At 63.1% G+C, this 24,536-nt stretch carries 23 protein-coding genes; 11 read left to right on the top strand and 12 right to left on the bottom strand.

What is annotated here, in order from left to right; genetic code table 11:
• Positions 1 to 16 precede the first annotated feature (16 nt).
• From ACT6VE_RS03015 to ACT6VE_RS02995, 5 genes are all read right to left on the bottom strand, one after another.
• Complete coding sequence (locus ACT6VE_RS03015) at positions 17 to 1,720, bottom strand: methyl-accepting chemotaxis protein (RefSeq protein WP_444797445.1); 1,704 nt, start codon at positions 1,718 to 1,720, stop codon at positions 17 to 19.
• A 225-nt stretch (positions 1,721 to 1,945) separates the two neighbouring features.
• Positions 1,946 to 3,139: a tlde1 domain-containing protein gene (locus ACT6VE_RS03010; RefSeq protein ID WP_444797129.1), complete on the bottom strand. Its 1,194-nt coding sequence runs from the start codon at positions 3,137 to 3,139 to the stop codon at positions 1,946 to 1,948.
• A gap of 250 nt (positions 3,140 to 3,389) precedes the next feature.
• Positions 3,390 to 4,808, bottom strand: a complete 1,419-nt coding sequence (locus ACT6VE_RS03005; protein ID WP_444797128.1) for an amidase — start codon at positions 4,806 to 4,808, stop codon at positions 3,390 to 3,392.
• 64 nt (positions 4,809 to 4,872) lie between these two features.
• Positions 4,873 to 5,355 (bottom strand): anthrone oxygenase family protein, encoded by a 483-nt coding sequence (locus ACT6VE_RS03000; RefSeq protein ID WP_444797127.1) that lies wholly within the window; start codon positions 5,353 to 5,355, stop codon positions 4,873 to 4,875.
• Between the two features lie 2 nt (positions 5,356 to 5,357).
• The gene (locus tag ACT6VE_RS02995; protein ID WP_444797126.1) at positions 5,358 to 6,176 is read right to left on the bottom strand and encodes an NmrA family transcriptional regulator; all 819 of its coding nucleotides are present in this window, start codon (positions 6,174 to 6,176) and stop codon (positions 5,358 to 5,360) included.
• A 98-nt stretch (positions 6,177 to 6,274) separates the two neighbouring features.
• Here ACT6VE_RS02995 and ACT6VE_RS02990 point away from each other — a divergent pair, with 98 nt between their 5' ends.
• Positions 6,275 to 6,883, top strand: a complete 609-nt coding sequence (locus ACT6VE_RS02990; RefSeq protein WP_444797125.1) for a TetR family transcriptional regulator — start codon at positions 6,275 to 6,277, stop codon at positions 6,881 to 6,883.
• A 28-nt stretch (positions 6,884 to 6,911) separates the two neighbouring features.
• Here the strand turns inward: ACT6VE_RS02990 and ACT6VE_RS02985 are convergent, their stop codons facing one another.
• Positions 6,912 to 8,003, bottom strand: coding sequence for a hypothetical protein (locus ACT6VE_RS02985; RefSeq protein ID WP_444797124.1), 1,092 nt, complete (start codon positions 8,001 to 8,003; stop codon positions 6,912 to 6,914).
• Positions 8,004 to 8,187: 184 nt separating this feature from the next.
• Here ACT6VE_RS02985 and ACT6VE_RS02980 point away from each other — a divergent pair, with 184 nt between their 5' ends.
• The 3 genes from ACT6VE_RS02980 (at position 8,188) to ACT6VE_RS02970 (ending at position 10,677) form a co-directional block, all read left to right on the top strand.
• Positions 8,188 to 8,979, top strand: coding sequence for a DUF1194 domain-containing protein (locus ACT6VE_RS02980; RefSeq protein ID WP_444797123.1), 792 nt, complete (start codon positions 8,188 to 8,190; stop codon positions 8,977 to 8,979).
• Positions 8,980 to 9,077: 98 nt separating this feature from the next.
• Positions 9,078 to 9,314, top strand: coding sequence for a hypothetical protein (locus tag ACT6VE_RS02975; protein WP_444797122.1), 237 nt, complete (start codon positions 9,078 to 9,080; stop codon positions 9,312 to 9,314).
• Positions 9,315 to 9,477: 163 nt separating this feature from the next.
• A complete protein-coding gene (locus ACT6VE_RS02970; RefSeq protein WP_444797121.1) occupies positions 9,478 to 10,677 on the top strand; it encodes an aromatic ring-hydroxylating oxygenase subunit alpha in 1,200 nt (399 codons plus the stop codon).
• Between the two features lie 3 nt (positions 10,678 to 10,680).
• Here the strand turns inward: ACT6VE_RS02970 and ACT6VE_RS02965 are convergent, their stop codons facing one another.
• Positions 10,681 to 11,751, bottom strand: a complete 1,071-nt coding sequence (locus tag ACT6VE_RS02965) for a D-alanyl-D-alanine carboxypeptidase family protein (RefSeq protein ID WP_444797120.1) — start codon at positions 11,749 to 11,751, stop codon at positions 10,681 to 10,683.
• A gap of 193 nt (positions 11,752 to 11,944) precedes the next feature.
• A complete protein-coding gene (locus ACT6VE_RS02960) occupies positions 11,945 to 13,336 on the bottom strand; it encodes an aminotransferase (protein ID WP_444797444.1) in 1,392 nt (463 codons plus the stop codon).
• Positions 13,337 to 13,627: 291 nt separating this feature from the next.
• Here ACT6VE_RS02960 and ACT6VE_RS02955 point away from each other — a divergent pair, with 291 nt between their 5' ends.
• The 3 genes from ACT6VE_RS02955 to ACT6VE_RS02945 are packed head-to-tail and all read left to right on the top strand — an operon-like array spanning position 13,628 to position 16,482.
• Positions 13,628 to 14,542, top strand: coding sequence for an ABC transporter permease (locus tag ACT6VE_RS02955; RefSeq protein WP_444797119.1), 915 nt, complete (start codon positions 13,628 to 13,630; stop codon positions 14,540 to 14,542).
• The gene (locus tag ACT6VE_RS02950; RefSeq protein WP_444797118.1) at positions 14,539 to 15,363 is read left to right on the top strand and encodes an ABC transporter permease; all 825 of its coding nucleotides are present in this window, start codon (positions 14,539 to 14,541) and stop codon (positions 15,361 to 15,363) included. The genes ACT6VE_RS02955 and ACT6VE_RS02950 overlap by 4 nt, the downstream gene beginning before the upstream one ends.
• Positions 15,364 to 15,387: 24 nt before the next feature.
• Positions 15,388 to 16,482 (top strand): ABC transporter ATP-binding protein, encoded by a 1,095-nt coding sequence (locus ACT6VE_RS02945; RefSeq protein WP_444797443.1) that lies wholly within the window; start codon positions 15,388 to 15,390, stop codon positions 16,480 to 16,482.
• 77 nt (positions 16,483 to 16,559) lie between these two features.
• On the opposite strand, the gene ACT6VE_RS02940 is transcribed toward ACT6VE_RS02945, so the two are convergent.
• The 3 genes from ACT6VE_RS02940 to ACT6VE_RS02930 form a co-directional block, all read right to left on the bottom strand.
• Positions 16,560 to 17,642: an extracellular solute-binding protein gene (locus ACT6VE_RS02940; protein WP_444797117.1), complete on the bottom strand. Its 1,083-nt coding sequence runs from the start codon at positions 17,640 to 17,642 to the stop codon at positions 16,560 to 16,562.
• 63 nt (positions 17,643 to 17,705) lie between these two features.
• The gene (locus tag ACT6VE_RS02935) at positions 17,706 to 18,392 is read right to left on the bottom strand and encodes a TetR family transcriptional regulator C-terminal domain-containing protein (RefSeq protein ID WP_444797442.1); all 687 of its coding nucleotides are present in this window, start codon (positions 18,390 to 18,392) and stop codon (positions 17,706 to 17,708) included.
• A gap of 41 nt (positions 18,393 to 18,433) precedes the next feature.
• Positions 18,434 to 19,252: a class I SAM-dependent methyltransferase gene (locus tag ACT6VE_RS02930; RefSeq protein ID WP_444797116.1), complete on the bottom strand. Its 819-nt coding sequence runs from the start codon at positions 19,250 to 19,252 to the stop codon at positions 18,434 to 18,436.
• A gap of 164 nt (positions 19,253 to 19,416) precedes the next feature.
• Here ACT6VE_RS02930 and ACT6VE_RS02925 point away from each other — a divergent pair, with 164 nt between their 5' ends.
• The 4 genes from ACT6VE_RS02925 to ACT6VE_RS02910 are packed head-to-tail and all read left to right on the top strand — an operon-like array spanning position 19,417 to position 24,058.
• Complete coding sequence (locus tag ACT6VE_RS02925; RefSeq protein WP_444797115.1) at positions 19,417 to 21,036, top strand: phytoene desaturase family protein; 1,620 nt, start codon at positions 19,417 to 19,419, stop codon at positions 21,034 to 21,036.
• Positions 21,023 to 22,579, top strand: a complete 1,557-nt coding sequence (locus tag ACT6VE_RS02920) for a phytoene desaturase family protein (protein WP_444797114.1) — start codon at positions 21,023 to 21,025, stop codon at positions 22,577 to 22,579. The genes ACT6VE_RS02925 and ACT6VE_RS02920 overlap by 14 nt, the downstream gene beginning before the upstream one ends.
• Before the next feature lie 5 nt (positions 22,580 to 22,584).
• Positions 22,585 to 23,808, top strand: a complete 1,224-nt coding sequence (locus ACT6VE_RS02915) for an aminomethyltransferase family protein (RefSeq protein WP_444797441.1) — start codon at positions 22,585 to 22,587, stop codon at positions 23,806 to 23,808.
• A gap of 1 nt (position 23,809) precedes the next feature.
• A complete protein-coding gene (locus tag ACT6VE_RS02910) occupies positions 23,810 to 24,058 on the top strand; it encodes a hypothetical protein (protein WP_444797113.1) in 249 nt (82 codons plus the stop codon).
• Here the strand turns inward: ACT6VE_RS02910 and ACT6VE_RS02905 are convergent.
• Positions 24,050 to 24,536: TetR family transcriptional regulator (locus ACT6VE_RS02905; protein ID WP_444797112.1), on the bottom strand; the 487-nt coding region annotated here is incomplete at its 5' end. The genes ACT6VE_RS02910 and ACT6VE_RS02905 overlap by 9 nt on opposite strands.

Here is a 24,536-nt window from a genome sequence, read left to right as displayed (position 1 = left end):
CCCCGTCATCGGGGTATCAGGAGGCCTTGCGCATGCCTCCGAGACGGGCGGCACGTTCTTGCGGTGTCCAGATTTCGCTTCCGTCACGGCGAAGGGCACGGCGATTGAGCTGGAAGCGGTTCACCAACTCGCTCAGCGTTATCGCGCCTTCGGCAAGCGACTGGCTGGTGGACGTCGTGTGCTCCACCATGGCAGCGTTTTCCTGGGTGATCCGGTCCACGTCGCTCACGGCAGCGCTGATTTCCTCCAGCCCGCTCGCCTGCTCGGCGGCAGACGTCGCGATGGCATCGACATTGTGGTCGATCTCTTCGACAAAGTTTCCGATTTCACGCAGCGCCCGGCCCGTCTCGCCGACAAGACGCACGCCATCCTGAACCTCGGCGCTGGAATTGGTGATCAGTGTCTTGATCTCGCGGGCGGCCTTGGCCGAGCGCTGCGCAAGCTCGCGCACTTCCTGGGCCACGACCGCAAAGCCGCGACCGGCCTCGCCGGCACGCGCCGCCTCGACGCCGGCATTGAGCGCCAAGAGATTGGTCTGGAAGGCGATCTCGTCGATGACGCCGATGATCTGGCTGATCTCGCTCGAGGCGGACTCGATCCGCTGCATGGCGCTCACCGTGTCGTTCACGACATTGGCAGAGGTGTTGGCGGAGGCACGGGCATCCTGCACGAGCTTGCGGGTTTCCCGTGTGCGATCGGTCGAAGAGCGCACGGCGACGGTCGCCTGCGTCAATGCTGCAGCCGTCTCTTCGAGGGCGACAGCCTGCCGGCGGGTGCGCTCGGAAAGATCCTCCGCAGCCTTGCGCATGTCCTGGCCACTGCGGTTTTGCATATGCGTCTGGTCAAGTACCTGCGACAGGGTTTCCTGGAACGCGCTGATCGCGTTGTTGAAGTCGCGGCGCAGCGGCTCGAATTCGGGCACGAACTGGCTGTCGATCGTCATGCGGATATTGCATTCGGCAAGCCGCCCAAGACCCGCGCCGATCTCCTCGATCGCCTGCACGCGCTGCGTCATGTCGGTGGCGAACTTCACCACCTTGAACACCTTGCCGTCGGCATCGAAGATCGGGTTGTAGGAGGCCTGGATGTGGATCTTGCCGCCACCCTTTGCGATGCGGGTGAACTGGTCGGAAACAAAGTGACCTTCGGCCAGCCTTTGCCAGAAACGCTTGTACTCCGCGCTCGCTGCATAGTCCGCCGCGCAAAACAGCGAATGATGGCGGCCGACGATTTCGGACAGGTCATAGCCAAGCGCCGACAGGAAGTTCTGGTTCGCCGTCAGGATATCGCCCTTCGGCGAAAATTCGATGACCGCCTGCGCGCGACCGAGTGCCGTGAGTTTGCCCTCGTCCTCCAGCGCTTTCTGCTTCGCCGCGGTGATATCGGTTGCGAACTTCACCACCTTGTAGGGTTTCTTGCCGCGGAAGACCGGATTGTAGGATGCCTCGATCCAGATCTCGCGGCCGCCCTTGGCGATGCGCTTGTACTGGCGCTGGTCGAAATGGCCCTCGGCGAGACTGGCCCAGAAGGATGCGTAGTCCGTCGATTTGGCTTCAGACGGTTCAACGAAGATGCGGTGATGCTGACCGACGATCTCCGACAGTTGGTAGCCGACGGCTTGCAGGAAATTCTCGTTGGCATGCAAGATTTTGCCCGTCAGGTCGAACTCGATGATCGCTTGCGAACGTTTCATCGCAGCAAGCACGGCGCGGGCATCCATTCCAAAATCGAAAGCGGTCACGTGTCATCCCCAGCACGAAACAGTCAAAGAACCGGCCAATCCGGCAGTCCTATTAGAATTGGCTGAAAATTCTTAGCAATTGCTAAACCAAACTGGTGTTCGGCGTAACATTCAGAAAAAAATCATATGAATGCGCGCTGGAAAGAGCGCGCATGAAAAAACCGGCGCACACGGCGCCGGTGTCATCACAAATATCCGTAAATCTCAGGCGCCGGCCTTGCGGTAGAGCGCCGCGAGCCGCGTGCGCGACGACGGCAGCTCCGGTACCACGACCATCATGTTGATGTGGCCACGCTTGAAAGCATTGAGGAACGGCTCGTAGTTCTGGAAGGCGACGCAGCCGTGCGAGCCTTTCTGGCCGCGCAGCAGGTTGGTGTGCGTCAGCAGGCCCGTGCGGTTCTTCGGGTCACGGCCGTCGATCGACGTCATGCGGATCGCCTCGACGCCGTGGAAGCGCCGCTCGCGCATCTTCAGGCGGTAGATGCCGGCCGGCGTCGGGCCTGTCATCTTGATGTGCTCATAGTCCGGGTTGTCGCGCATCTTGCCGATGCCGGAATGGGCACGCAGCTTCGTGCCGTCGGGCATGTAGACGGTCGCGTTGGAGACGTCATAGATCGCCACCCTCGTACCCTTGCCCGGCCAGCCGGTTCCCCCGCTGCCCTTGCTCTTGAAGAAATCATTGAACAGCGAGCGCTCTGGCTTCGCGATGGCGACGTCTTCCTTGTCGTCCTGCTTTTCGCGCTTGGTGCGGGCGACCGGTTTTTCTTCCACCGGCTTGCGCTCGATGGTAACGGTCTCAAGCGCCGGCTTGGCTTCCGGCAGGGGAATTTCGCTGAGGATGCTTTCCTCGTCGATCTCCGGCTTCTGCATGACGAGGCCGAAGGGCTGGATGTCCTTGCGGGCGGATTCGTCGGGAAGCAGCGCCGTCACCATGGTCGGCTGACCGGTGATCGCCTTTTCCTGCTCGACGGAGCGCTCGGCACGCGCAATGGCCGCCTCGATGAGAGCCGCCTTGGCCTTCTCCCGCTTGACGGCGGAGGCCAGCTGGATGGAAATCCGGCGCTGGTGCGCGACCTGTACCGCTTCGGCCGTCAATTGCCTTTGGCGGCGTTCACTTTCCGAAGGCTGCGAGAGCCGGGAGAACTTTGCGATCTTCACCGTGCGCTCGACACGGTTCCTGTCGGTCACCACAGGCTTGCCGTGAAGGGACGCGGCAATCGCCTTCTTGCCTTCCGAAAGCGAGGACGCCGCATCCTGCATCGCACTGAGCGTCGAGACGACGGCCCAGGCGGACCCGGCGATGACGCCGCAGGCAAGCAATGCGCTGAGAAGAATACCCCCGGAACGGACCCGACGGGATTTGGACGCGGAACGCGCGGACTCGTACACAGACGCCATGATACTCGTTACCCGAAACTCGTTACTCGACGCGGCCGCGGAGATGACGCTCCGAAAGCCGTTACGCTGGCGGCGAGCGGCGCGACCTGCGCCGGACCTCTGCCGAACGAGCAAAGAATGACGAAATATGGTAAGCAATTCCTAAACGGCGCCTCGTGTTTTTGAAGGAATCCGCCGGAAGGTCCTCATCATCCGGCAAGGCTGCCTGTCACGAGAATGCGGCAATGACGTGTCGAACCGCCCTGCCTCCCTAGAATTGGGGATGCTGGCCAAGCCAGTCGGTCGCCTTTTCGTAGCTTGCCGCCGCTGCAAGCACGTCACGGTCAGCGCGCGCCCGGCCGATGATCTGGATGCCCGCCGGCAGTCCATTCGCGCCGAAACCGGCGGGCATGGCCGCGACGGGAAGCCCCGCCAGCGTCGGCCCGATCACCACTTCCATCCAGCGGTGATAGGTATCCATCGCCCGCCCGTCGATGGCCTTCGGCCAGTCCAGCTCCGCGTCGAAGGGGAAGACCTGCGCCGACGGCAGAATGAGGAAATCGTAAGTCTCGAAGAGGCCGGCGACATGGCGATGCCAGTCGCTGCGCGCCAGCGAGGCGGCATAGACGTCGTTGGCGGACAGCTGCTGACCGTCCTCGACCTCCCAGATCATCTCCCGCTTCATGCGTGCGCGCCGCGCCGGATCGGCATAATCCGCCGCCTGCCCGTTGGCGACGAGGAAGTGGCGGAGCGTGCGCCAGGTCTGCCACAGCCGCGCCATGTCGAAGCCGGGCGCGACCTCCTCGACAGTGCAGCCAAGCCGGCGGAAGACGTCGAGCGAGGCGCGGCACAGCTCCAGCACGCCGGGCTCAAAGGGCAGATAACCGCCGAAATCGCCGAGCCAGCCGATACGGGCGCCGGAAAGGTCGCGATGCGCATCCAGCGAAAGGCTTTCGTCGGTCAGCGACAGCGGATCGCGCGGATCGTGCCCCGCCTGCGTGGCGAACAGTGCTGCGACATCGGCAACGCTGCGCCCCATCGGGCCGTTCACCGCGAGCTGGCCGAGGAAAAGCTCGTTGCCCAGCGATGGCACGCGGCCGAAGGACGGACGGAAACCGACGACATTGTTGAAGCCGGCAGGATTGCGCAGCGACCCCATCATGTCGCTGCCATCGGCGACCGGCACCAGCCGTGCCGCCAACGCCGCCGCCGCCCCACCGGAGGAGCCGCCGGCGCTCCTGCCCGTATCGTAGGGATTGCGGGTAACGCCGAAGACCGGATTGTAGCTGTGCGAGCCGAGGCCCATTTCCGGCGCATTGGTCTTGCCGATGATGATGGCGCCGGCCGCGCGGATGCGCTCGACATGGATGTCGTCATAGTCGGGCACGAAATCCGCATAGTTCGCCGAGCCGAAGGAGCAGAGGATACCCTTGGCCTCGGAGAGATCCTTCACAGCAAACGGCAGGCCGTGCAGCCAGCCGCGATGCTCCCCCGCCGCCAGCGCCCGGTCGGCCGCCTCCGCCTCAGCCAAAAGGTCTTCGGCAGAGCGGAGGCTGACGATGGCGTTGATGCGCGGATTGATCACCTCGATGCGGGAAAGGTAGGCCGCCATCACGCCGCGGCAGTCGACCCGGCGTTCGGCAATGGCGGCGGAAAGGGCAAGGGCAGAAAGGGCGGTAATGTCCTGCAAGGTCGGCTCCGGCATTCGTTTGACAGAAGAGCTAGCAGGCCCGATGGAAGAGCGCCAGCCCGCCTCAGAGCCCTTGGCGGAAGGCCAGCGCGAAAAGCCCGACCGCGGCGAGCGAACCAAGCGTGCGCACATGGTTCCACATCGTCCAGACATCGAGATAGCGCTGCCAGAGGGCCGCCTGTTCTGAGCTGCCGGCGGGGGCCGCGGCCAACGCATTGTTAAGCGGCACGTTGAAGACGATCGTGACGCCAATGACCGCAACGAGGAAGATGATGCCACCCGCCGCCGCCATCAGCCCGCCGGCCCCGCCCTGCATGAAACCGAGAACAGCCAGCACCAGCGACAGCAGCGCGCCGCCGAAGAAGGCCGAGAAGAACCAGGGGTTCTGGATGACGACATTGATGGCGTTCATCGCCGCAGCCCCTTCCGCTGGCGTCAGGCGCGCGAAGGCGGCCATGATGCAGACGGAGAAGATGAAGAACAGGCCGGCATTCAGCGCCGTCGCAAGGATGGCGAGGAAGGTCAGGATGGGAAAGGCGCTTGCCATGATCAGGTCCTCCAGAAACCGGTTTCAGCCACGTCACGGGCGAAATCCGCAAAATCGCGCGGCGGTCGGCCGAGCACGCGCTCGATGTCATGGGTAAGCGCCTCGTTACGGCCGTCGAGCACCGAGCCGAACAGATAGGTGACGAGCCAGATGACATCCTCCGGCATCTGAGCGTCGCGCAGCATGGCAGCATAAGCGTCGATCGTGACCGGCGTATAGGTCACCGCGCGCCCGCCGGCCGCGGAAAATTCCGCCGTCGCCTCGCGGAAGGTCATCAGCCGCGGACCGGTCAATTCATAGGTCTTGCCGGCATGCCCCTCCTCCGTCAGCGCCGCCACCGCGACGTCGGCGATGTCGCGCGTATCGACGAAGGGTTCGCGTACCGTTGCCGAGGGCAGGACCAGTTCGCCGGCAAGGATCGGCTCGGCAAACAGGCCTTCGCTGAAATTCTGGAAGAACCAGCTGCCGCGCAGCACCGTCCAGGCGATACCAGCCTCCTTCATCGCCTCCTCGCTCACTTCCGCGGCATCCTCACCGCGGCCCGAAAGCAGAACGAGGCGCGTGACGCCCGCTTCCGCGGCCAGGCGAGAGAACCGGCGAATGTCGTCGTCCGAGCCCGGTACGGCGAGGTCCGGCTGATAGGCGATGTAGACTGCCTCGACGCCCTCCAATACCGCCGGCCAGCCGGAGGCGTCGCGCCAATCGAACGGGATCGCCGCCGAGCGCGACCCCATCCGCACCTCATGCCCCTTTTCGCGCAGCCGCTCGGCAATTGGCCGCCCCGTCTTGCCCTCACCGCCCAGAACCAGAATGCGTGTCATCCGTTCATCCTCCAAAATATGAGTAATACTCATGTTTGCAAAATGTGAGGAATCCTCGTATTTGTCAAGCGTGATTTGAATGGGCCGTGGAGAAAGCGATGAACGACACGCAGATGCGCCGCGCGCCGAGCCAGAAGCGCAGCCGCGAACGGGTGGACGCCATCCTTGCCAATGCGACGGGGATGATTGCCGAAACGGGCAGCGACGCGCTGCGCATGAGCGAGCTTGCCCAGCGCACGGGCATCTCGATCGGCTCGCTCTACCAGTATTTTCCGGACAAGAGCGCCGTGGTGCGAGCGCTGGCCGAGCGCTGCAACGAGGACAGCCGCGCCTGCATCGCCGAAGGTCTCGCCACCGTGACCAGCATGGACGATCTCGCCACCGCCTTCGGCGCGCTGATCGACACCTATTACGCGATCTTCCTTGGCGAACCCGTCATCCGCGACATCTGGTCCGCCGTGCAGGCGGACGGTGCGCTGCGCGTCATGGAGGTGGAGGAAAGCCGTCGCAACGGCGCGCTGCTTGCCGAACGGTTGAAGGCACTGCAGCCGGCCGGCGATCCGCAGAAGATCGACGCAACGGCCCTCCTCGTCATGCATCTCGGCGAAGCGACGATGCGCCTTGCCGTCTCGGTCGCGCGGCCGGAGGGTGATGCGCTGGTCGAAGCCTACAAGCACATGGCGATCCGGCAATTGACGACGCTGTAAAGGACGCGCACGGACGCTCCATCCGTAGCTAGCCGGGCTTTCGCCCTTCCAGAACCTCCGCCGCTTCGAGCAGCGTGGCGAAGAGATAGGACATCTGGTCGCTGCGCGTTTCGCCATACCATATCTGCGGCACCATCACCCTGAACCGGGTTTCGAGCAGGTCGGCGAGCGCCTCCGTGTCGCCCATCCATTCCAGCGTGTCGGCATAGAGGTTCATCACGCTCGGCGCGGGAAAGCGGGCGAGCAAGTCCTCGAAACCCCGTTTCACCAGATCGGGATCACACAGCGTATCGGCAAGTTCATGGTCGCCGACATCGGTGTTCGCCTGCTGGATCAGCGCGTAGAAGCCGAGGCCGAAACGGTCCTTCGTCCGCTCCGCGGCACGCCGCGCAAAGTCTTCCAGATCCTGTGCGTCGCGGCCGAGCCAGCGCGGCATGATCATGCGGGCATGCGAGCGGCAAAGGTCTATGTTGTAGCGGTCGAGCAGCCAGGCCCGCTCGAAGCGCGCCTTGAATGTTTCGAAATCGCCCTCGTTGGCCGAGCGTCGATAGTCGCTGATCCGCCAGCTGAAATTCTCGGGATCGGCATGGCCATCGAGAACGTCGTCGGCCTCCTTCAGCAATTCCTCATAGCCCTGCCACTGGTCGGCCCGCACATCGCGCCCCCAGCCGGTGCCGCGCCGCACGAAGGCGGTGACGCGCAGGGCATCGGCATAGGTGGCGGCGGAAAAGGCCGAGGGGCTGCGATGGAAGAAATCCCGGAACGGTTTCAGCATGTCTTCATGCTCCGGCGCAGCCGCCTCATCATCCGGCAGCGCCATGAAAGGCTCGAGGAACCAGTCCTTGACGAGCGAATAGAGCGGCTTGCCGTTGTCCGCGATGACGCCGCTTGCCCGCGCGGCCTCGAAAGCCTGGTGGTAGGCTTCGAAATCACCCTTGAGCCAAGCCGTGCGCATGGCATCACGCTGTGGGATCAGGGACGGCATTTCGTCATGCAGATCGACGAGGTAGAGGTCGTAGTCGCGGACCAATTGCTCTTCCGGGGAGAGTGGTGTTGCCGGTGCCGCGCCTGCGCCTGATATCCTGCTGCGAAACCTGGCGAAAATATCCTTGAAACCCATGTGATCCGTTCTCTGCTCGAAGCGGCAAGCCCTGTTCGGCACCCGCAGTCGCGGGTCCTGAGGCAACGGATGCGACCCACGCACTATTCGCCGGCCATCACCGATTTTTGAAGAGCATGCACCCTTTCCAACCGCCCATCGTGCACCATCTAATGAATGGGATATGCACGGATGGGTGATGGTCATGCTGACGACGCTTGCCTTGCTGATGAGCCTGACGGCGGGTGCCGAGATCGCCGCTGCCTCCGGGGAGGAGGTGGATGTCGAACTGGTGCTGGCGGTTGACGTCTCCGGGTCCATGGATTTGGAAGAAGCGCAGGTGCAGCGCGCCGGCTATGTCGAGGCATTGCGGCACCCCGATTTTGTCAATGCCGTGCGCGAGGGCCTGACCGGCCGCATCGCCATCAGCTATTTCGAATGGGCGGGCACGATTCAAGACAGTTCGCGCCTACCCTGGCAGATCATATCCGACCCCGAAGATGCCAATGCCTTCGCCGCACTGCTGGAGGCGCGCCCGATCGCCACACGCCGCGGCACGTCGATCTCGGGGGCCATCGCCTATGGCGCAAATCTGTTCGATGCCAACAGCTATTCCGGCATGCGCCGCGTCATCGATGTTTCCGGCGACGGCCCCAACAATTTCGGCCCACCGGTGATACCGGCGCGGGATGCCGCGACAGCGCTCGGCATCATCATCAACGGCCTTGCCATCATGATCCGGCCCTCGGCCGCCTACGGTTCGCTCGACGACTATTATTCCAACTGCGTCATCGGCGGCCCCGGTGCCTTCGTGCTCCCGGTGCAGGAGCCCGAGGACTTCGCCATCGCCATCCGCCGCAAGCTGATCCTGGAAGTCTCCGGCGTCGAACCGCCCGCCCGCATCATCCGCACCGCCGGAACGGACGCCGATTGCATGATCGGCGAGAAACTGCGACCCAGCACCATGGAGCGCTATTACCCTGAACTCGACCGATAAGGCCTGTTCCACCCGAAACAGCGCCATCCAGTCCCTCATGCGACAGTGATCCTACGGATGAAATGGTTCATCCATTCACTGGAAGAGAGGAGACTGAAATGCGCAAATTCCTCATGTCCGCCGTTGTCGCAACCATCGCAGCGGTATCCTTCGCAGCCCCGTCGCAGGCGGGTGGGTTCTACTTCGGCTTCGGCGGCGACCACGGCTGGGGCGGTCATCACCGCGGCTATGTCACCCACTACTACGGCCACCACCGCCACTGCTTCTGGAAGAAAATCAAGCGCTATGACAGATGGGGCAACCTCATCGTCAAGCGTGTGAAAATCTGCCGTTAAGCCTCGGCGCTGCCGCGCTTTTTCACCGGATATCCGCCCTGCCCCGGCCGCCCTGCGACCGGGGTTTTCCTCTTCTTGAGGCAGCGCGTTTTCTCAAGCTATTCCTTTTGCACGGAAATCGTGCTTATATTGAATGAACGTTCAGCAAAATAAGGGGAGCACCATGAACGAGATGATCCGCGATATCAGCGTTCCGAACGACTGGGACAGAAGCGGGCTTCCGGGCTGGTGTTATCATAGCCCTGCCCTGCTGGACCTCGAAAAGCAGCATGTCTTTCGCGAACACTGGCAGATCGCCTGCCACATCTCCGACATTCCGGAGCCCGGCAATTACCTCACCATGGATGTCATCGGCGAACGCGCGCTCATCCTGCGCGGGCAGGACGGCGAGGTCCGCGCCTTCCACAACATCTGCCGCCACCGCGGCTCCCGCCTCGTCGCCGACGACAAGGGAACCTGCCGCAACGCGCTGGTCTGTCCCTTCCACGGCTGGGTCTACAATCTCGACGGCACGCTGCGCGGCGCCGCGCGCCCCAAAAGCTTCCCGCCGCTCGACAAAAACGAGTTCGCGCTGAAATCGCTCGAATGCGAGATCTGGCAGGGTTTTGTCTTCGTCCGCTTCGCGCCCGGCCCACAGCCCTCCGTCGCCGAGTTGATGAAACCCTTCGAGCAGGAGCTTTCCCACTACCGCTCTGAAGAGATGGTGCCGTCTGGCGAAATCTGGACGCAAGAAACGCCAGTCAACTGGAAGTCGGTGCGCGACGTCGACAACGAGGGCTACCACGTCGCCATGGCCCATCCGGCTTTGCAGGACCTCTACGGCTCCACCTACTATGACGAGCCTTTCATCAATGGTCTTTGCCGCTCTTTCGCGACCTACAATCCCCATGCCGGCCGCCGCTGGAGCGTGCGCAACTATGTGAAGATCTCGCAGGAGAACCCGCACCTGCCGGAACAGTTGCGCAAGGCCTGGATCTATTTCGGCCTCTTCCCGAACTGCGTCATCGCCGTCACGCCGGAAACCGTGCAATTCTATCAGGAATTTCCGGTGGCCGTCGGCAAGACGATGCTGCGCGGCGGCATCTACCGCCACCGCGAGGAGGATCGCGCGCATCGCCTCGCCCGCTACCTCGCCTTCCGCATCGATCGCGACACGCAGGCCGAGGACGTACAGCTCACCGTCTGGTCGAACGAAGCCATGACATCCAACGCCTTTGCCGGCTTCTACCTCTCCGACCTCGAATATGGCGTGCGCACGCATCATGACCACCTGCGCAAGGTGCTGCCGGTGATGACCTTGAAGTACGCGCCGGAGGAAAAGGCGATGGCGGAAACCAATGCCGGACTGAAAAGCCGGGACTAGGTTTTACGAAGGACGGGACTTCGGCAGGGGCACATCCTCAAGATGCTCGCTGGGCCAAGTGGCGATGGTGTGGACCTGCTCGGTTACCCGGTCCTTCAAATAGCTTTCCTGCCCCGGCAGACCCATCGGGTAAAGGGCATCGCGGCTCGCCTCATAGGCCGCACTCTTGTCTGTGCACAGACGGATACGCATGTCTTCCGGCGCCACACCGGTTTGGTTCTGCAGGCCCTCGACAAGCCCTGCGCCTGTGGGCAGGCGGCCATCGAATGCCTGCGTCAGGTACTGCGCAGAGCGCTCGTTGCGCTCGCGTTCCGTCGTCGCGCCCAGGATGACCACCATCATGCGCCGTCCGTTGCGTGTCGCGAGCCCGACGATGTTTCGTCCGGAGGCGCAGATGAAGCCCGTCTTCATGCCGATCGTGCCGCTGAAGCGGGTCAGGAGCAGATTGTTGGACTTGATTTCCTTGCCATCGATCGTGACGGAAGAGGCCTGGAAAAAGCGCCTGTATCCGGGAAACACCCGATCGACCTCCATGCCCAGGATCGCGAGATCCCGCGCGGTCGTATAGTTCGTCTTGTCGAACAGGCCGTTCGGATTGGAATAGTGGGTGCCGGTGAGGCCGAGACGCACCGCCGTCTTGTTCATCCGCACAACGAAGGATGCTTCGTCGGATGCCACGGCTTCGGCAAGGGCTACGGCGACGTCGTTGGCCGATGCGGTAATCACGGCATAGAGCGCGTCTTCGAGCGTCATCGTCCGCCCGAAGGTCAGGCCGGACTCGAGAAATGCCTGCTTTGTGGCATTGCGGGTCATCACCACCGGCGTCGACATGGTCACTTCACCGGCTTTCAGCGCTTCGAACACGACGAGCGCCGTCATCAGCTTGGTCGTGGAGGCGGGATACCACGGCGCGCCGGCATCCTCCTCGTAGAGCACCTGGTGGCTGTCGGCATCGACGACGAGAACGGGCGTGGCCTGGGACGGTGTGGCGGCGGCAAGCGGCGCCCACGCAAAAAGCGATGCGATAAGGACCAGTCGCGCCCACGGCCGCGTTGCTTTTGTGTCGTTGCTCATGTGCCATTCTCCGAAGAAGGAGCCCTAATGCCATCATGCGCCGCATGAGTGCAAGCCTTTGCTGCGGCGCCCGCGCTGGCGGGTCGGCCGGTCTCCCTGTGGAAACGGCGCGCAAAAAAGAGGCCCGCTTTCGCGGGCCTCAACCGTTTGGACCGGGGAATGGTCGCTCCAAACGTACTTTCTACAGAAGGGCTTAGCCCTTCCAGAGCCCCTCGCGGACAAGATCGTCCATGGTGAGCTCGATGCCCTTGCGCAGGATCGCCGTCATGTCGTCGATCTGCGAAAGCGAGATGGTGAGCGGCGGCGACATCACGCACATGTTAATGAGCGGGCGCACCAGAAGGCCGAGTTCCTGGCAATGTTTGTCGATGCGCTTGCCGACTTCGAGGTCGAGCGTCAGCGGATTGTTGCTGGCACGGTCGGCGACACATTCGACGCAGGCCATCAGCCCGAGACCCCGCACCTCGCCAACCAGCGGCAGGTCCTCCAGCGCCTTCAGGCTTTTCTGGAAGTGGTCCGACACCGCCAGCGTATGCTCCAAAAGCCCACCTTCCAGGATATCGAGGTTCTTCAGCGCCACGGCGCAGCCGACCGGATGGCTGGAATAGGTGAGCCCATGCGCGAACATGGCTTCGGAATGGTTCGACCGGCGCAGTTCCTCGAAAAGCCGTCCGGCAATCATCACGCCGCCGAGCGGGAAATAGCCCGACGTGACACCCTTGGCGAAGGTGATCATGTCCGGCTCGATGTCGAAGACATCCTTCGAGGCAAAGACATGGCCGAGCCGTCCGAAGGCGGTCACCACCTCGTCGGCAATGAACAGGATGTCATTTGCGCGGCAGAGCGCGTGCATGCGCTTCAGGTAACCGGGCGGCGGCACGATGACACCGCCGGAAGCCATGACCGGCTCGGCGATGAAGGCGCCGATCGTGTCCGCGCCTCTCTCTTCTATGACCTGCCGGAATTCCTCGACGAGGAAGTCGCAGAAGGCCTCGACGCTCATGCCTTCAGGCCGGCGGAAAGGGTTCGGGCAGGAAAGCTTCACGACGAGGTCGGACGCGCTGTCCATCCAGTCATGGTCGCGCGGCCGGCCGTTGAGCGAGGCCGAAAGAAAAGTCGAGCCGTGATAGCCGCCCTGCCGGGAGACGGTCAGTTTCTTCTCCGGCCGGCCCTTCACATTATTGGCGAACTGCATGAAGCGCAGCGCCGTCTCGACCGCCGAAGAACCGCCGGTCGTGTAGAACACATGGTCGACACCATCCGGCGCATGCGCCGCCAATCGCGCCGATAGCACGGCAGAGGGCGTATTCGTCGTGTACCAGGGCGAATTGTAAGAAAGCTCCATGGCCTGCGACGCCATGACATCGGCCAGCTCCTTGTTGCGATGACCGGCATTGACGCACCACATGCCGGCAGGGCCATCGATCAGCTTCCGGCCGGAGGCATCGGTCACATAGATGCCCTCGCCCGACAGGATGCGCCCACGCGCTTCGGCACCGATGGAGCCGGAAACCGGCCAGGGCTGCACCAGATGGCGCTCGGCAAGCCGGGTGATCTCATCGCCAGCCGGTTCGTCGGGACGCATGCCTTCGTTCGCCGTCTTCGGAATTGCCGCCATGTCCCGCTCCATCGATTATTAAACAAAGAGAATCTACGAGCAACAATATGAAAGATTTTATATTTCCAGATCATATTGAATGTTCGTTCAATCAATATTGCAGAAGTGGGGCTTGATTTCAACGGGGATTTGGGCACATGTTGCTGTCAGGGAACACGAGAGGGCCGGACAGCGGCACTCCTCAAGCCGAAAAGGCGCACATATGGGAATGGGAAGCCTCACGCTCTATGAATGTTGCCACGACCGGAGCTCTGCCCGATGACGGCGGCGGCGTTCGGCTCGGTTGCTGAAACGCCCTCCCCCAGGCACCGGGCCTGGATGCGGAGCGAAGAGGCCCGCGGCCTCGCCATGGTATCGCCGACCTTCCTCTACGCGCTGGCGCTGCTTTTTCTCCCGGTCCTCATCGTCATCGCCTACAGTTTCTGGACGCAGAACTACCTCGACATCGACCGCACCTTTACACTGGAAAACTACCGTCAGGCCCTCACCGAGCCGATCTACCGCGACCTCTTCGTCCGCTCGCTGTGGATCTCATTGACGGTCAGCGTCGTTACCGTCGTCTTCTCGTATCCGGTCGCCTGGTTCATTTCCTTCCATGGCGGCGTGCACAAGAACCTCTGGCTCTTCCTCGTTACCGTGCCCTGTTGGACCAGTTACCTGCTGCGCGTCATGTCGTGGAAGGTCATTCTCGGTTACGGCGGCGTCATGAACACCGGTCTCATCTCGATGGGTCTCATCGACAAGCCGGTCACCTCGCTCCTCTACAATTCCAACGCCGTCATCATCACGCTGGTGCACAGCTGGGCGGCCTTCGCCATCCTGCCGATCTATGTGTCGCTCCAGAAGGTCGACCGCACGTTGATCGAAGCGGCACGCGACCTCGGCGATAGTCGCATCCGCGCGTTCTTCCGCATCACCCTGCCGCTGTCGCTGCCGGGCGTCATCTCGGCCTTCCTGATCGTGATGATCCCGACGGTCGGGGACTACGTGACGCCGCGCCTCGTCGGCGGCAAGGACGGGGTGATGATCGCCACTGCCATCCAGGCACAGTTCGGCAAGGGCGCAAACTGGCCGCTGGGAGCTGCTCTGTCCGTCACGACCATGGTGCTTGTGTCGCTCGCGGCCGCGGCCGTCGTCCTCGCACTGAAAGTCACGGTCAGGAGGATCAAATGAGCCTCCTCACGCAGCGCCTGCGCTTCATTCCCTGGCTGCCGGTCTATGTCGCGGTCTATTTCCTGTTCCTCTATCTGCCGATCCTGCTGCTGCCGGTCTTCTCCTTCAACAATGCGGCCACCACCACCTTCCCGCTCGCCGGCTTCACCACGAAGTGGTACGCCTCGCTCGCCGGCAATTCGGTGATGATGGAGGCGGCCTGGAACAGCCTCGTCGTCGGCATCTCGGTCTCGCTGCTATCAACGATCCTCGGCATCTGCGCCGCCCGTGCCATCACGCGCTACCGTTTTCGCGGCCAGCGCGCGGCGACGGGCCTCATCATGGCGCCACTCTTCCTTCCGGAGATCATCGTTGCCGTCTCGCTCTTGATGATCGTGCTGGCAATGGGCGTCGAACTGTCGCTCTTCACCGTCATCCTTGGTCAGACGGTGTTCTGCGTGCCCTATGCCATGTCGGTGCTGGTCTCCGGTTTCGACGGCTTCGACCGCAGCCTGGAGGAAGCCTCCTACGATCTCGGCGAAACCGCCATCGGCACCTTCCGGCGCGTCACGCTGCCGGTGGTGGCACCTGCCATCGTCTCCAGCCTGCTCGTCACCTTCACCATCTCGCTCGACGAGTTCATCCTCGCCTTCTTCCTCTCCGGCACCGAGCCGACGCTGCCTGTCTACATCTGGGGCCAGTTGCGTTTCGCCGCAAAACTGCCGGGCGTGTTTGCCCTCGGCACGATCATGCTCGTCGCTTCAATCCTCATGCTCACCCTCGCCGAAATCCTGCGCCGCCGTACTGAACGGCGCACGCAGATGGCGCTCATACTGCCCTAGGAGCCGTCCATGCCCGACCGCGCGATGATCCAGATCGAAAACGTGTCGAAGTTCTACGGCATCTACAAGGCGCTCGACGACGTGTCGCTGTCGATCGCCGAGGGCGAATTCTTCTCGCTGCTCGGCCCCTCCGGTTGCGGCAAGACCACGCTTCTGCGCTCCATCGCCGGCTTCGAGACGCCGACGGCCGGCGAGATCTATATCGACGGTGTGCCCTCGCTGGCGCTGCCGCCGAACAGGCGGCCGACCAACATGGTGTTCCAGAGCTACGCTATCTTCCCGCATCTCGACGTCTCGGAAAACGTCGCCTACGGCCTGAAACGGCTAAAACTTTCCCCGGAGGACGAGAAGAAGCGCGTCGGCGATGCGCTCGATATGGTGCGCCTTTCGGGCCTCGGCCAACGCAAGGCGCACGAACTCTCCGGCGGCCAGCGCCAACGCGTGGCCCTCGCCCGCGCCCTCGTCATGCGCCCGAAGGTGCTGCTGCTCGACGAACCCCTCTCCGCCCTCGACAAGAAGCTGCGCGAGGAAATGCAGGTGGAACTGCGCACGCTGCAAAAGGCGGTCGGCATCACCTTCATCCTTGTCACGCACGATCAGTACGAAGCGCTCGCGCTTTCCGACCGCATCGCCGTGATGTTCGGCGGCCGCATCGCCCAGATCGCCAGCCCCAAGGAAATCTACCAGCGCCCGCGCACGCGAAAAGTCGCCGATTTCCTCGGCGGCATGAACTTTTTGACGGCGAAAGTGCTCGGCGAACAGGCCAATGCCGTCTCCGTCGATGCCGCGCGCTTCGGTGCCGTCAATCTGGTCAAGCCACAGGGCTTTGCTGCCGCCGATGGCCACGTCACCGTCGGCATCCGCCCGGAGCGCCTGCGCCTGCTATGGGACGACGACCGCGCGCCGCACGAACTCACCGGCCGCATCGAGAACCGTGCCTATTTCGGCGAGGTCACCCACCTGACGGTCGGCATCGACGGGCTGGAACAGCCGCTCTCCATGGTCGAGACGAACAATTTTGGCGCGGACGACCTGCCTGTCGGCACAGAAATCCGCCTCGCCTACGATCCCGATGCCTTCGTGCTTCTGGCAGAGGACCCGCCGGTTTCGCGGGTGTAAACCACCCCCGCATCGCGACAAACACCTTCCCCCGCTTGGGGGAGAAGGTGCCAGTAGGCGGATGAAGGGCGATCCCCTCAATAACCCGATTTGATCTTCTCGAATTCGGCGATCATCTTCTGCCGCAGTTCCGTCGGAATCGGTGCCTGGAACAGCGTGTTGGCGACGAAGGCATCGACATCCGCATAGCCCTTGTCTGCAAGGATCTTCGGATCCACCGCGGCCATGCCCTTGGCATTGGAATGGCCATAGCCCCAGCTTTCGACCATGTAGGCGGCGACGGCGGCGTCGGTGACCGCGTTCAGGTAGTCATAGGCGAGATCAGGGCTGCCTTCACCGCCCTTGAGCCGCGAATAGCCGCAAACCCAGGTGGAAAGCCCTTCCTTCGTGTCCTTCTTGATGGCGACCGGCTGGCTGTCCGCCTGCAGAGTGGTCGCCGTCTCGTTCCAGGCCCAGGCGAGATCAACTTCGCCGCTGGCCATAGCCTGGCTGAGATCCGTGTTGTCCGTCCAGTAGAGCCGCACGTTCTTGTGCACCTCGCGCAGGAAGGCGGAGGCCTCCTGGAATTGCGCGTCCGTCATCGCCGTCAGGTCCTTGAGGCCGATGGCAAGGCCCGCCAGAGCATAGGCGTCGTCGACATTGTCGCCGATCGACACGCGGTCCTTGAACTTCGGATCAGCGAAGGCTTTCAACGAGGCGATTTCTTCCGGCTTCACCGTATCCGTGCGGTAGGTGAGCACCGTGTTGCCCCACTCGAAGGGAATGAACCACGCCGTGCCGTCTTCCGACGTCATCAGGTTCTTCATCGTCTTGAAATTCGGCAGCATGTCGTTCCAGGACGTCAGCTTCGACGTATCCAGCGGCTCCAGCAACCCTGCCTCGCGCCATTTCACGATGCTCTGCGCGCAGGGATGCGCGATATCGGCCTTGAAGCCCGACCGTAGTTTCTGGAACGCTTCTTCCTCATCGCCAAAGAACGAGAAATCCGGCGAGCCACCATGCTTTTCGGTATATTTGGGATGGAAAGCCGGGTCCTCATAGCCGGACCAGTCGAAGACGGTGAGCGTATCGGCGGCGAAGGCGGGAAGCGCGGTTCCGAGGGCGAGGAAGGCCGCTAGTGCCGCCGTGCTGTAACGCTTGGCCGTGTTTGTTGTCTTCATGCCGTGCTCCTTCCCCGTTTTCGGGCTCCCTACTGCATAATCAAAGTGCTACAGCGCCGCGCGTCATTCCTGACGCGCGGCGCTGTAGTGTGGTTTTGGTCCTTGGATCGTGAGATGTTTCGGGAAGGCGATCACGACAAAGGCGATCGCCGCCTCCAGCGCCTTCTCCCGCGTGGTGCCGTCGCCCATCGTCAGGCGCAGCCACAGGCCTTCCAGCATGACGCAGAGCGACAGCGCCATAGGCTCCGGCTCATAGGCATAATCCCCCTCCGCCTTCAGCTCAGTGCAGAGCGCGATCACGGTTTCCTGGTATTTGACGTCGCGTGCACCACAGAGCGCCTGGTAGGTCGGCCGCGACTTCGCCTCGCCCCAGAAGGCGCACCAGGCGGCAAGTTTGCGCTTGGTGCAGATCTTGCGGTCGAAATCGGCATGCACGACGGCCCAGATGCGGCTCGCCACGCTTGGGCCGGCTTTTTCCAGCGCGGCATTCCAGTGGTCGCCATACTCTTCCGACATGAACTGCAGCGTGGCGACGAGCAGGTTTTCCTTGCTCTCGAAATGGAAATTGACGATGCCGCGGGAAAGGCCGGCGCCATCCGCCACATCGGCCAGCGTGGTATCGGAGTAACCGCGCTTGGCAAGCGAATCGATCGTCGCCTCGATGAGCTGCTGCCGTCTCGTTTCCTTGGAGGCCTTGCGGCCCCGCTTCTCGCCGTCGCCCGAGCCCTGTTCAGCCCCGCTTGCCCGCATCTTCACCGTCACCTTGCCTTTGGGATTTTTCATGAGCACGGTCACAGGCGTTCTCCCGCGGCCGGCTTGCTTGCGCGCAGATGAGTGGGACAATGCTCCCCGCTGTCAAGAACCTTCTGCATGGCTGTCCAGGTGCGGATATTCTTCTCCACATAGGCCTCGCCGACGGCCGCGACAGCCTCGTCATAAAGCGGGCCTTTCAGGCGTGCCAACTCACCGCGCGCCACCTCGCGATACCAGATATTGCGGCTCTCGGCGGTGCAATCGACGAACCCCGCGACGGCCATGGCCCTCAGATAATGGCGCGACGAGGCCATGCCGAAGCTCAGGCCCTCGGCGGCGATATAGTCCTTCATGTCGGGGCTCGGCTCACCGTCATGACCGATCAGCCAGTCGGATGCAGCGAAGACGCCGCCGGGTTTCAGGACGCGGAAGAGTTCGGCAAAGAGTGCCTGCTTGTCCGGCACATGGATCATCGCATCCTTGGAGAACACGATATCGAATTCATCGTCGCCGAACGGCAGACTACCCGGCGGGCTGGAAACGAAGCGCGCGATGGAGGAAAGCCCCTGCGTTACCGCCGCCGTCCTCGCCCGTTCGACAACAGGCTGCTCGACATCATAACCGACGATCTCCGCTGGCCCTTGAGACCTGGCGATGTGCAGGGTTATGCCGCCGGCGCCGCAGCCGAAATCGAGAACGCGGCGCCCCTTGAGATCGACACCCGCCAGCACGCGATCGACCTCTGCCGGCCCGCCGGGTGAAAGATAGCCCTCGCCCCACAATACGCCGAGGAAGCGGATCGCCGCCTCGTCATATTCCGGCTCTGACGCCGCGCCGTCCTCGTTCGTTGCCACCATGGCAATCCCTGCTCCAGCGGCCACAGAACCGGCGCGCTTTCTGATAGGTCGAAATTCTAGCGCATAATCAGGCGATTGCAAGATACTTGCTGAATGATCATTCAGAATAACTGGACAACATTTTGCTTTTGATGCAGCTTTTAGAAACAAGGGAGACATCCAAAATGCAAAAGTACGATGCCCTGATCGTCGGTGGCGGCCACAACGGGCTGGTCACGGCGTGTTATTTGCAGCGCGCCGGCCTCAAGGTCGTGGTGGTGGAAAAGAACGGCTGGGTCGGCGGTGCCGCGACCAGCCGGGAGCTCACGCCCGGCTTTCTCTATTCCAACTGTTCCTATGTCTGCTCGCTGTTCCGGCCCGAGATCATGCGCGATCTCGAACTGCCGAAACACGGCCTCCAGGTCATCGCCTATGAGGGCGGCGCGGTCTTCACCCGCGATGGCGACTACCTCGCCTCCTACCGCGACCACGACAGCCACCGCCGCGAATTCGCCCGCTACTCAAAGCGCGACGCCGAGGCTTACGAACGCTATGCCCGCGACGTGACGCGCCAGTGCCGCTTCATCCAGCCGCTCCTGATGCGCACCGCGCCGGACCCGTTCGGCTTCCGCCCGCGCGACATCTCGGAATTCCTCTACCTCGCCAAGAAATTCGGCGAGTTCAGCCCGCACGAAATGGCCGAGACCTTGCGCTTCTGGACCATGTCGATTTCCGATTATCTCGATGAGTATTTCGAGACGGATGCCATCAAGGCCTACCTGGCGCTCTCGGGTATCATCGGCACGGCACTTGGCCCGATGTCGCCCGGCACGGCCTACGTCCTTCTCCATCACTACATGGGTGAAGTGGACGGCTCCGTCGGCGCCTGGGGCTATGCCCGCGGCGGCATGGGCGCGGTGACGCAGGCGCTCGCCCGTTCCTTCGAATCTGTTGGCGGCACAATCCGTACCGATGCCGAAGTCTCGAAAATCCTCACCCGCGGCGGACGAACCACCGGCGTCGTGCTGGCGAATGGCGACGAAATCCACGCCAACCTCGTTGTCTCCAATGCCGATGTGAAGCGCACCTTCCTGAAGCTCGTCGACGAGGACGCCCTGCCCGGCGAGTTCGTCCACCGGGTCAAGCACTTCAAGATGCGCGGTTCATCGGGCAAGGTGAACATCGCGCTCGACAGCCTGCCGGAATTCCCGGCGCTGCCGGAAGGCTCTTCCTGCATGCGCGGCGACATGCACTTCACCGATTCCATCGAGCGCATGGAGCGCGCCTATGACGACTGGAAGGACGGACGCTGGTCCGCCGATCCGTTCCTCGACATGGTGATCCCGACGACGCTCGACCCCACCATGGCCTCGCCCGGCAAACATTTCATGAGCTGCTTCGTGCAGTACTGCCCGCCGAAAGTGGAGGGCCACGACTGGACGGATGCCAACCGCGACGCCTTCGCCGAAACCGTCATCAGCCAGATCGCCGACTATTCGCCCGGCTTCCGCGACCGCATCGTGCACATGGAAGTGCGCACCCCGCGCGAAATCGAAAACGAGGTGGGTCTCACCGAGGGCAACATTTTTCAAGGCGAACTCACCTTCGACCAGCTTCTCTTCAACCGGCCGGTACCGGGTTACGCCCAGTACCGCAGCCCCATCCATGGGCTCTACATGTGCGGCTCCTCTACCCATCCGGGCGGGGGCGTGATGGGTGCACCCGGCCGCAACGCCGCCGCCGAAATCCTGCGAGACCTGAAGCGCACCCCCGAACAGATGAGCAAAGCCCATGACGTCATTTGATGCGATCGTTATCGGCGCCGGCCACAACGGGCTCGCCGCCGCCACCCGCCTCGCCAAGGGCGGCCGCAGGGTGCTGGTGCTGGAAGCGGCGAATGCGCCGGGCGGCGCGACACGCGGGCATGAATTTGCCCCGGGCTTCCGCTCCGCCGGTCTTGCGCATCTCGTCAACCGGCTCGATGCGGACGTGGCGCGTGATATCGGCCTCGAGCTGACCGGCGACGGGACGCTGCTGCCCACGACCGTGCTCGATGGCTCCGGCAAGGCCATAACGCTGCATGGCGCCTACGGCGAGAGCATCGCCGGTGTCTCCGCCGAGGAGGATGCGGCGTTTACAGCCTTGCGCAAAAAACTCATTTTCCAGGCCGGTATCCTGAAGCGGTTCCTGCGCCGCCCGCCGCCGCAGATCGGCGCGATCTCGCTTGGCGACCTCTCCACCTTCGCCGCCGCCGGCTTCGGGCTGATCCGCAACGGACGCAGCGAGGGCCGTGACTTCCTGCGCATGCTGCTGATGAACGTCGCCGACGTTTCGGACGAATATCTGAGCGACGACCGGTTGAAAGGGCTGCTCGCCTTCGATGCAACGCTTGGCATCCATCTCGGGCCCCGCTCACCGACCTCGCTGCTCGGCCTCTACTATCGCCTGACAGGTGACGTCGCCGGAAAGATCGGCGGCCAGTTCGTGCCATCAGGCGGCATGGCAAGCGTCGCACCCGCCTTCGTGCGCGCCGCGGAAAAGGCCGGAGTCACCATCCGCTGCGGCACGCCGGTCGGCCGCATCCTGGCCGCTCGCGGCAGGACGAGCGGCGTCGTCACCCGTGACGGCACGGAGATCGCCGCGCCCATCGTCGTCTCGGCGATCCATCCGCAGACGACCTTCCTCAATCTCGTCGACCCTGCCGAAAGCGGCACCGGCTTCGTGCGCTCGGTCAAGAACGTGCGCAGTTACGGCAATGTGGCCAAGCTCGACCTTGCGCTGGACCGCATTCCGGACTTCGAGGGCCTGCCGGTGGATGCCCGCAACGGGCGCATCGTGCTGGTTCAGTCGATGGAACAGGTCGAACGCGCCTTCAACCCCGCGAAATACGGCGAATTCTCTCCCGATCCGGTGATGGAAGTGACGCTGCCGAGCCTCATCGACACGTCGCTCGCTCCGGGCGGAGGCTGTACACTCTCGGCCCTGGTTCAGTATGCCCCCTATCGCCTCAAGGCAGGGTGGGAAACCGGTAAGCCGGAGTTCCTCAAGATCATCCTGGAGACCCTGGAGCGTCATGCCCGCGGCATCGGCAAATCCGTCGTCGCAGCCAACCTGATGACGCCCGTCGATATCGAGGCGGAGTACAACCTGCCCGGTGGCCATTGGCATCATGGCGAATTGCAGGCCGACCAGTTGCTGATCAACCGGCCAACAAGTGCTGCCTCCGGCTACACGACGCCGATCGAGGGCCTGTATCTCGCCAGCGCCGGCGCGCATCCGGGCGGCGGTATCTCCGGCCTGCCGGGCTGGAACGCGGCCCGCCACATCCTTTCGGGAGCGAAAGCATGAACGCCATGACGAAATCCGCCGCCGAACTGCGCCGCGTCGCCCGCGACCACATCCTCGCCCCTCGTCTGGAAACACCGTTCCACGACCGGCTGATGGCGCTGAGCGAGGTCAACGACTGGTACAACTGGGCCGGCTACAAGGCGCCGCATTCGCTGTTCGACGGCGAACTCGAATATTTCGCCATCCGCTCCACCGCCGCCCTTTTCGATATTTCGCCGATGGTGAAATACCGCATCATCGGCCCGGATGCCGAACGCTACCTCAACCGCCTGACGCTGCGCGACGTGCGCAAGCTGGGCGTCAACCGCGTGCAGTACACCGCCTGGTGCGACGACCATGGCCATGTCCTGGACGATGGCACGCTCTTCCGCCTTGGCGAACAGGAATTCCGCCTGTGTTGCCAGGAGCGCCACCTCCCCTGGCTGCTCGACAGCGCGTTCGGCTTCACCGTCGATATCCGCGAGGAAACGGAGGAAATCGCCGGTCTCGCTTTGCAGGGTCCGACCAGTTACGCCGTACTGCGCGACGCCGGCTTTGCGGGCGCGGAGAGGCTGAAACCCTTCGATATCGCCGCCTTCCCGCATGAGAATGGCGAGGTGACGATTTCCCGAACCGGCTTCACCGGTGACCTCGGTTACGAACTCTTCGTTCCTCGGGCCAAGGCGCTCTCGCTGTGGGATCGCGTGTGGGCCGCCGGGCAGGAGCACGCCATCCGCGCCATCGGCTATGGCGCCCTCAACCAGACGCGCATCGAAGCCGGCTTCATCGTCGCCAATGCAGATTTCGTGACCGCCGAAGGCTCGCTTCGCGCCCAACGCGTGCGCATGCCCGACGAAATCGGTCTCGACTGGCTGGTCGATCCGGACAAACCGAACTTCAACGGGCGCCGGGCGATCCTCGATGCGAGGCGGAATCAAACTCTCAAGCACATCCTCGTCGGCCTTGAAATCGAAGGAAATATTCCCGCCGAGCATGCCATCGTCTATCATCGAAAAAAGCACGAGGCGGGCCTCGTCACAGCCGCGATCTGGTCGCCGACGGCCAAGCGCAACATCGCCATCGCCAGCCTCGAACGGCCCTACGGTTCGAAATTCACCGATGACCTCTGGGTCGAGATCTATGCGATGCGAGAGCTGAAGTACCAGAAGATGATGAAGCGCGCGAAGATCGTGCCACGGCCTTTCGTCAAGCTCGCGCGCCGCACGGCGACCCCGCCCGGCCTGACGTAACATGGACGAGGAAACGCGCCGCAACTGGGAGATCATCACCACGCCACCCGGTGCCGAATGGTCCGGGCGCGCGCGCTATGCAGCGGCGATGTATTTCTGCCAGCGCGGCGACATGGCGCCGGAGGTGCTGGAGATCTACCGCATCTGTTCGCGGCTCGATGCGGAAGATCCGGTTTCGGTGCTGAGGCGATGGAAGCTCGGCGAGGCGTGGATCGCGCGGCTGGAGGCTTTCCGCAAGGGATCAGGCTGACGTCGCGGGCGCGCCATAGGTGGCGAACAGGCGGTGAAGGGCATCCTTGCCCTCGCTGGCGACGTCGAACCGCCGGCCGAACAGCAGCCATTCCGAGCAAAGCCCTTTAATGACCCAGCGCAGCATGGATGCCGCCGAGCGCGGCGTCCAGGCGCTGCCAAGCTTGCCCTGCACTTGCGCCTTCAAGAAAGCCGCTTCCAGCGCCTGCATGTGCTCGTCGTCAAGATCGTTCTGGCGTTCGGAGATGACGGCGAATTCGCCGGTATTGTCGCAGCGCAGCAGGATCGAGAGGATGCGCTGGCGGTGCTCATCGGTCGCGAGCAGTTCGAGCCACTCCCGGCCGACACGTTCAAGAACGCCGAAGACATCGGCATTCTCGGCTTCCAGTTCGCGGGCAATCAGCTCTTCCTGCGGCATGGGAAGCGAATTGTAGAGTTCCAGCACGAGATCCGCGCGATTGGCGAAGTGCCAGTAGATG

It is taken from the genome of Shinella sp. (assembly GCF_052438155.1).
Taxonomy (GTDB): domain Bacteria; phylum Pseudomonadota; class Alphaproteobacteria; order Rhizobiales; family Rhizobiaceae; genus Shinella.
The sequence above is the reverse complement of the archived record's forward strand: the minus strand, read 5'-3'. Positions and strand labels throughout refer to the sequence as shown.

Coding starts and splice junctions, on each gene's coding strand:
- ACT6VE_RS03015 (WP_444797445.1), bottom strand. CDS start 1,720: ATGGATGCCCGCGCCGTGCTTGCTGCGATGAAACGTTCGCAAGCGATC.
- ACT6VE_RS03010 (WP_444797129.1), bottom strand. CDS start 3,139: ATGGCGTCTGTGTACGAGTCCGCGCGTTCCGCGTCCAAATCCCGTCGG.
- ACT6VE_RS03000 (WP_444797127.1), bottom strand. CDS start 5,355: ATGGCAAGCGCCTTTCCCATCCTGACCTTCCTCGCCATCCTTGCGACG.
- ACT6VE_RS02995 (WP_444797126.1), bottom strand. CDS start 6,176: ATGACACGCATTCTGGTTCTGGGCGGTGAGGGCAAGACGGGGCGGCCA.
- ACT6VE_RS02990 (WP_444797125.1), top strand. CDS start 6,275: ATGAACGACACGCAGATGCGCCGCGCGCCGAGCCAGAAGCGCAGCCGC.
- ACT6VE_RS02985 (WP_444797124.1), bottom strand. CDS start 8,003: ATGGGTTTCAAGGATATTTTCGCCAGGTTTCGCAGCAGGATATCAGGC.
- ACT6VE_RS02980 (WP_444797123.1), top strand. CDS start 8,188: ATGCTGACGACGCTTGCCTTGCTGATGAGCCTGACGGCGGGTGCCGAG.
- ACT6VE_RS02975 (WP_444797122.1), top strand. CDS start 9,078: ATGCGCAAATTCCTCATGTCCGCCGTTGTCGCAACCATCGCAGCGGTA.
- ACT6VE_RS02970 (WP_444797121.1), top strand. CDS start 9,478: ATGAACGAGATGATCCGCGATATCAGCGTTCCGAACGACTGGGACAGA.
- ACT6VE_RS02965 (WP_444797120.1), bottom strand. CDS start 11,751: ATGAGCAACGACACAAAAGCAACGCGGCCGTGGGCGCGACTGGTCCTT.
- ACT6VE_RS02960 (WP_444797444.1), bottom strand. CDS start 13,336: ATGCGTCCCGACGAACCGGCTGGCGATGAGATCACCCGGCTTGCCGAG.
- ACT6VE_RS02955 (WP_444797119.1), top strand. CDS start 13,628: ATGACGGCGGCGGCGTTCGGCTCGGTTGCTGAAACGCCCTCCCCCAGG.
- ACT6VE_RS02950 (WP_444797118.1), top strand. CDS start 14,539: ATGAGCCTCCTCACGCAGCGCCTGCGCTTCATTCCCTGGCTGCCGGTC.
- ACT6VE_RS02945 (WP_444797443.1), top strand. CDS start 15,388: ATGATCCAGATCGAAAACGTGTCGAAGTTCTACGGCATCTACAAGGCG.
- ACT6VE_RS02940 (WP_444797117.1), bottom strand. CDS start 17,642: ATGAAGACAACAAACACGGCCAAGCGTTACAGCACGGCGGCACTAGCG.
- ACT6VE_RS02935 (WP_444797442.1), bottom strand. CDS start 18,392: ATGCGGGCAAGCGGGGCTGAACAGGGCTCGGGCGACGGCGAGAAGCGG.
- ACT6VE_RS02930 (WP_444797116.1), bottom strand. CDS start 19,252: ATGGTGGCAACGAACGAGGACGGCGCGGCGTCAGAGCCGGAATATGAC.
- ACT6VE_RS02925 (WP_444797115.1), top strand. CDS start 19,417: ATGCAAAAGTACGATGCCCTGATCGTCGGTGGCGGCCACAACGGGCTG.
- ACT6VE_RS02920 (WP_444797114.1), top strand. CDS start 21,023: ATGACGTCATTTGATGCGATCGTTATCGGCGCCGGCCACAACGGGCTC.
- ACT6VE_RS02915 (WP_444797441.1), top strand. CDS start 22,585: ATGACGAAATCCGCCGCCGAACTGCGCCGCGTCGCCCGCGACCACATC.
- ACT6VE_RS02910 (WP_444797113.1), top strand. CDS start 23,810: ATGGACGAGGAAACGCGCCGCAACTGGGAGATCATCACCACGCCACCC.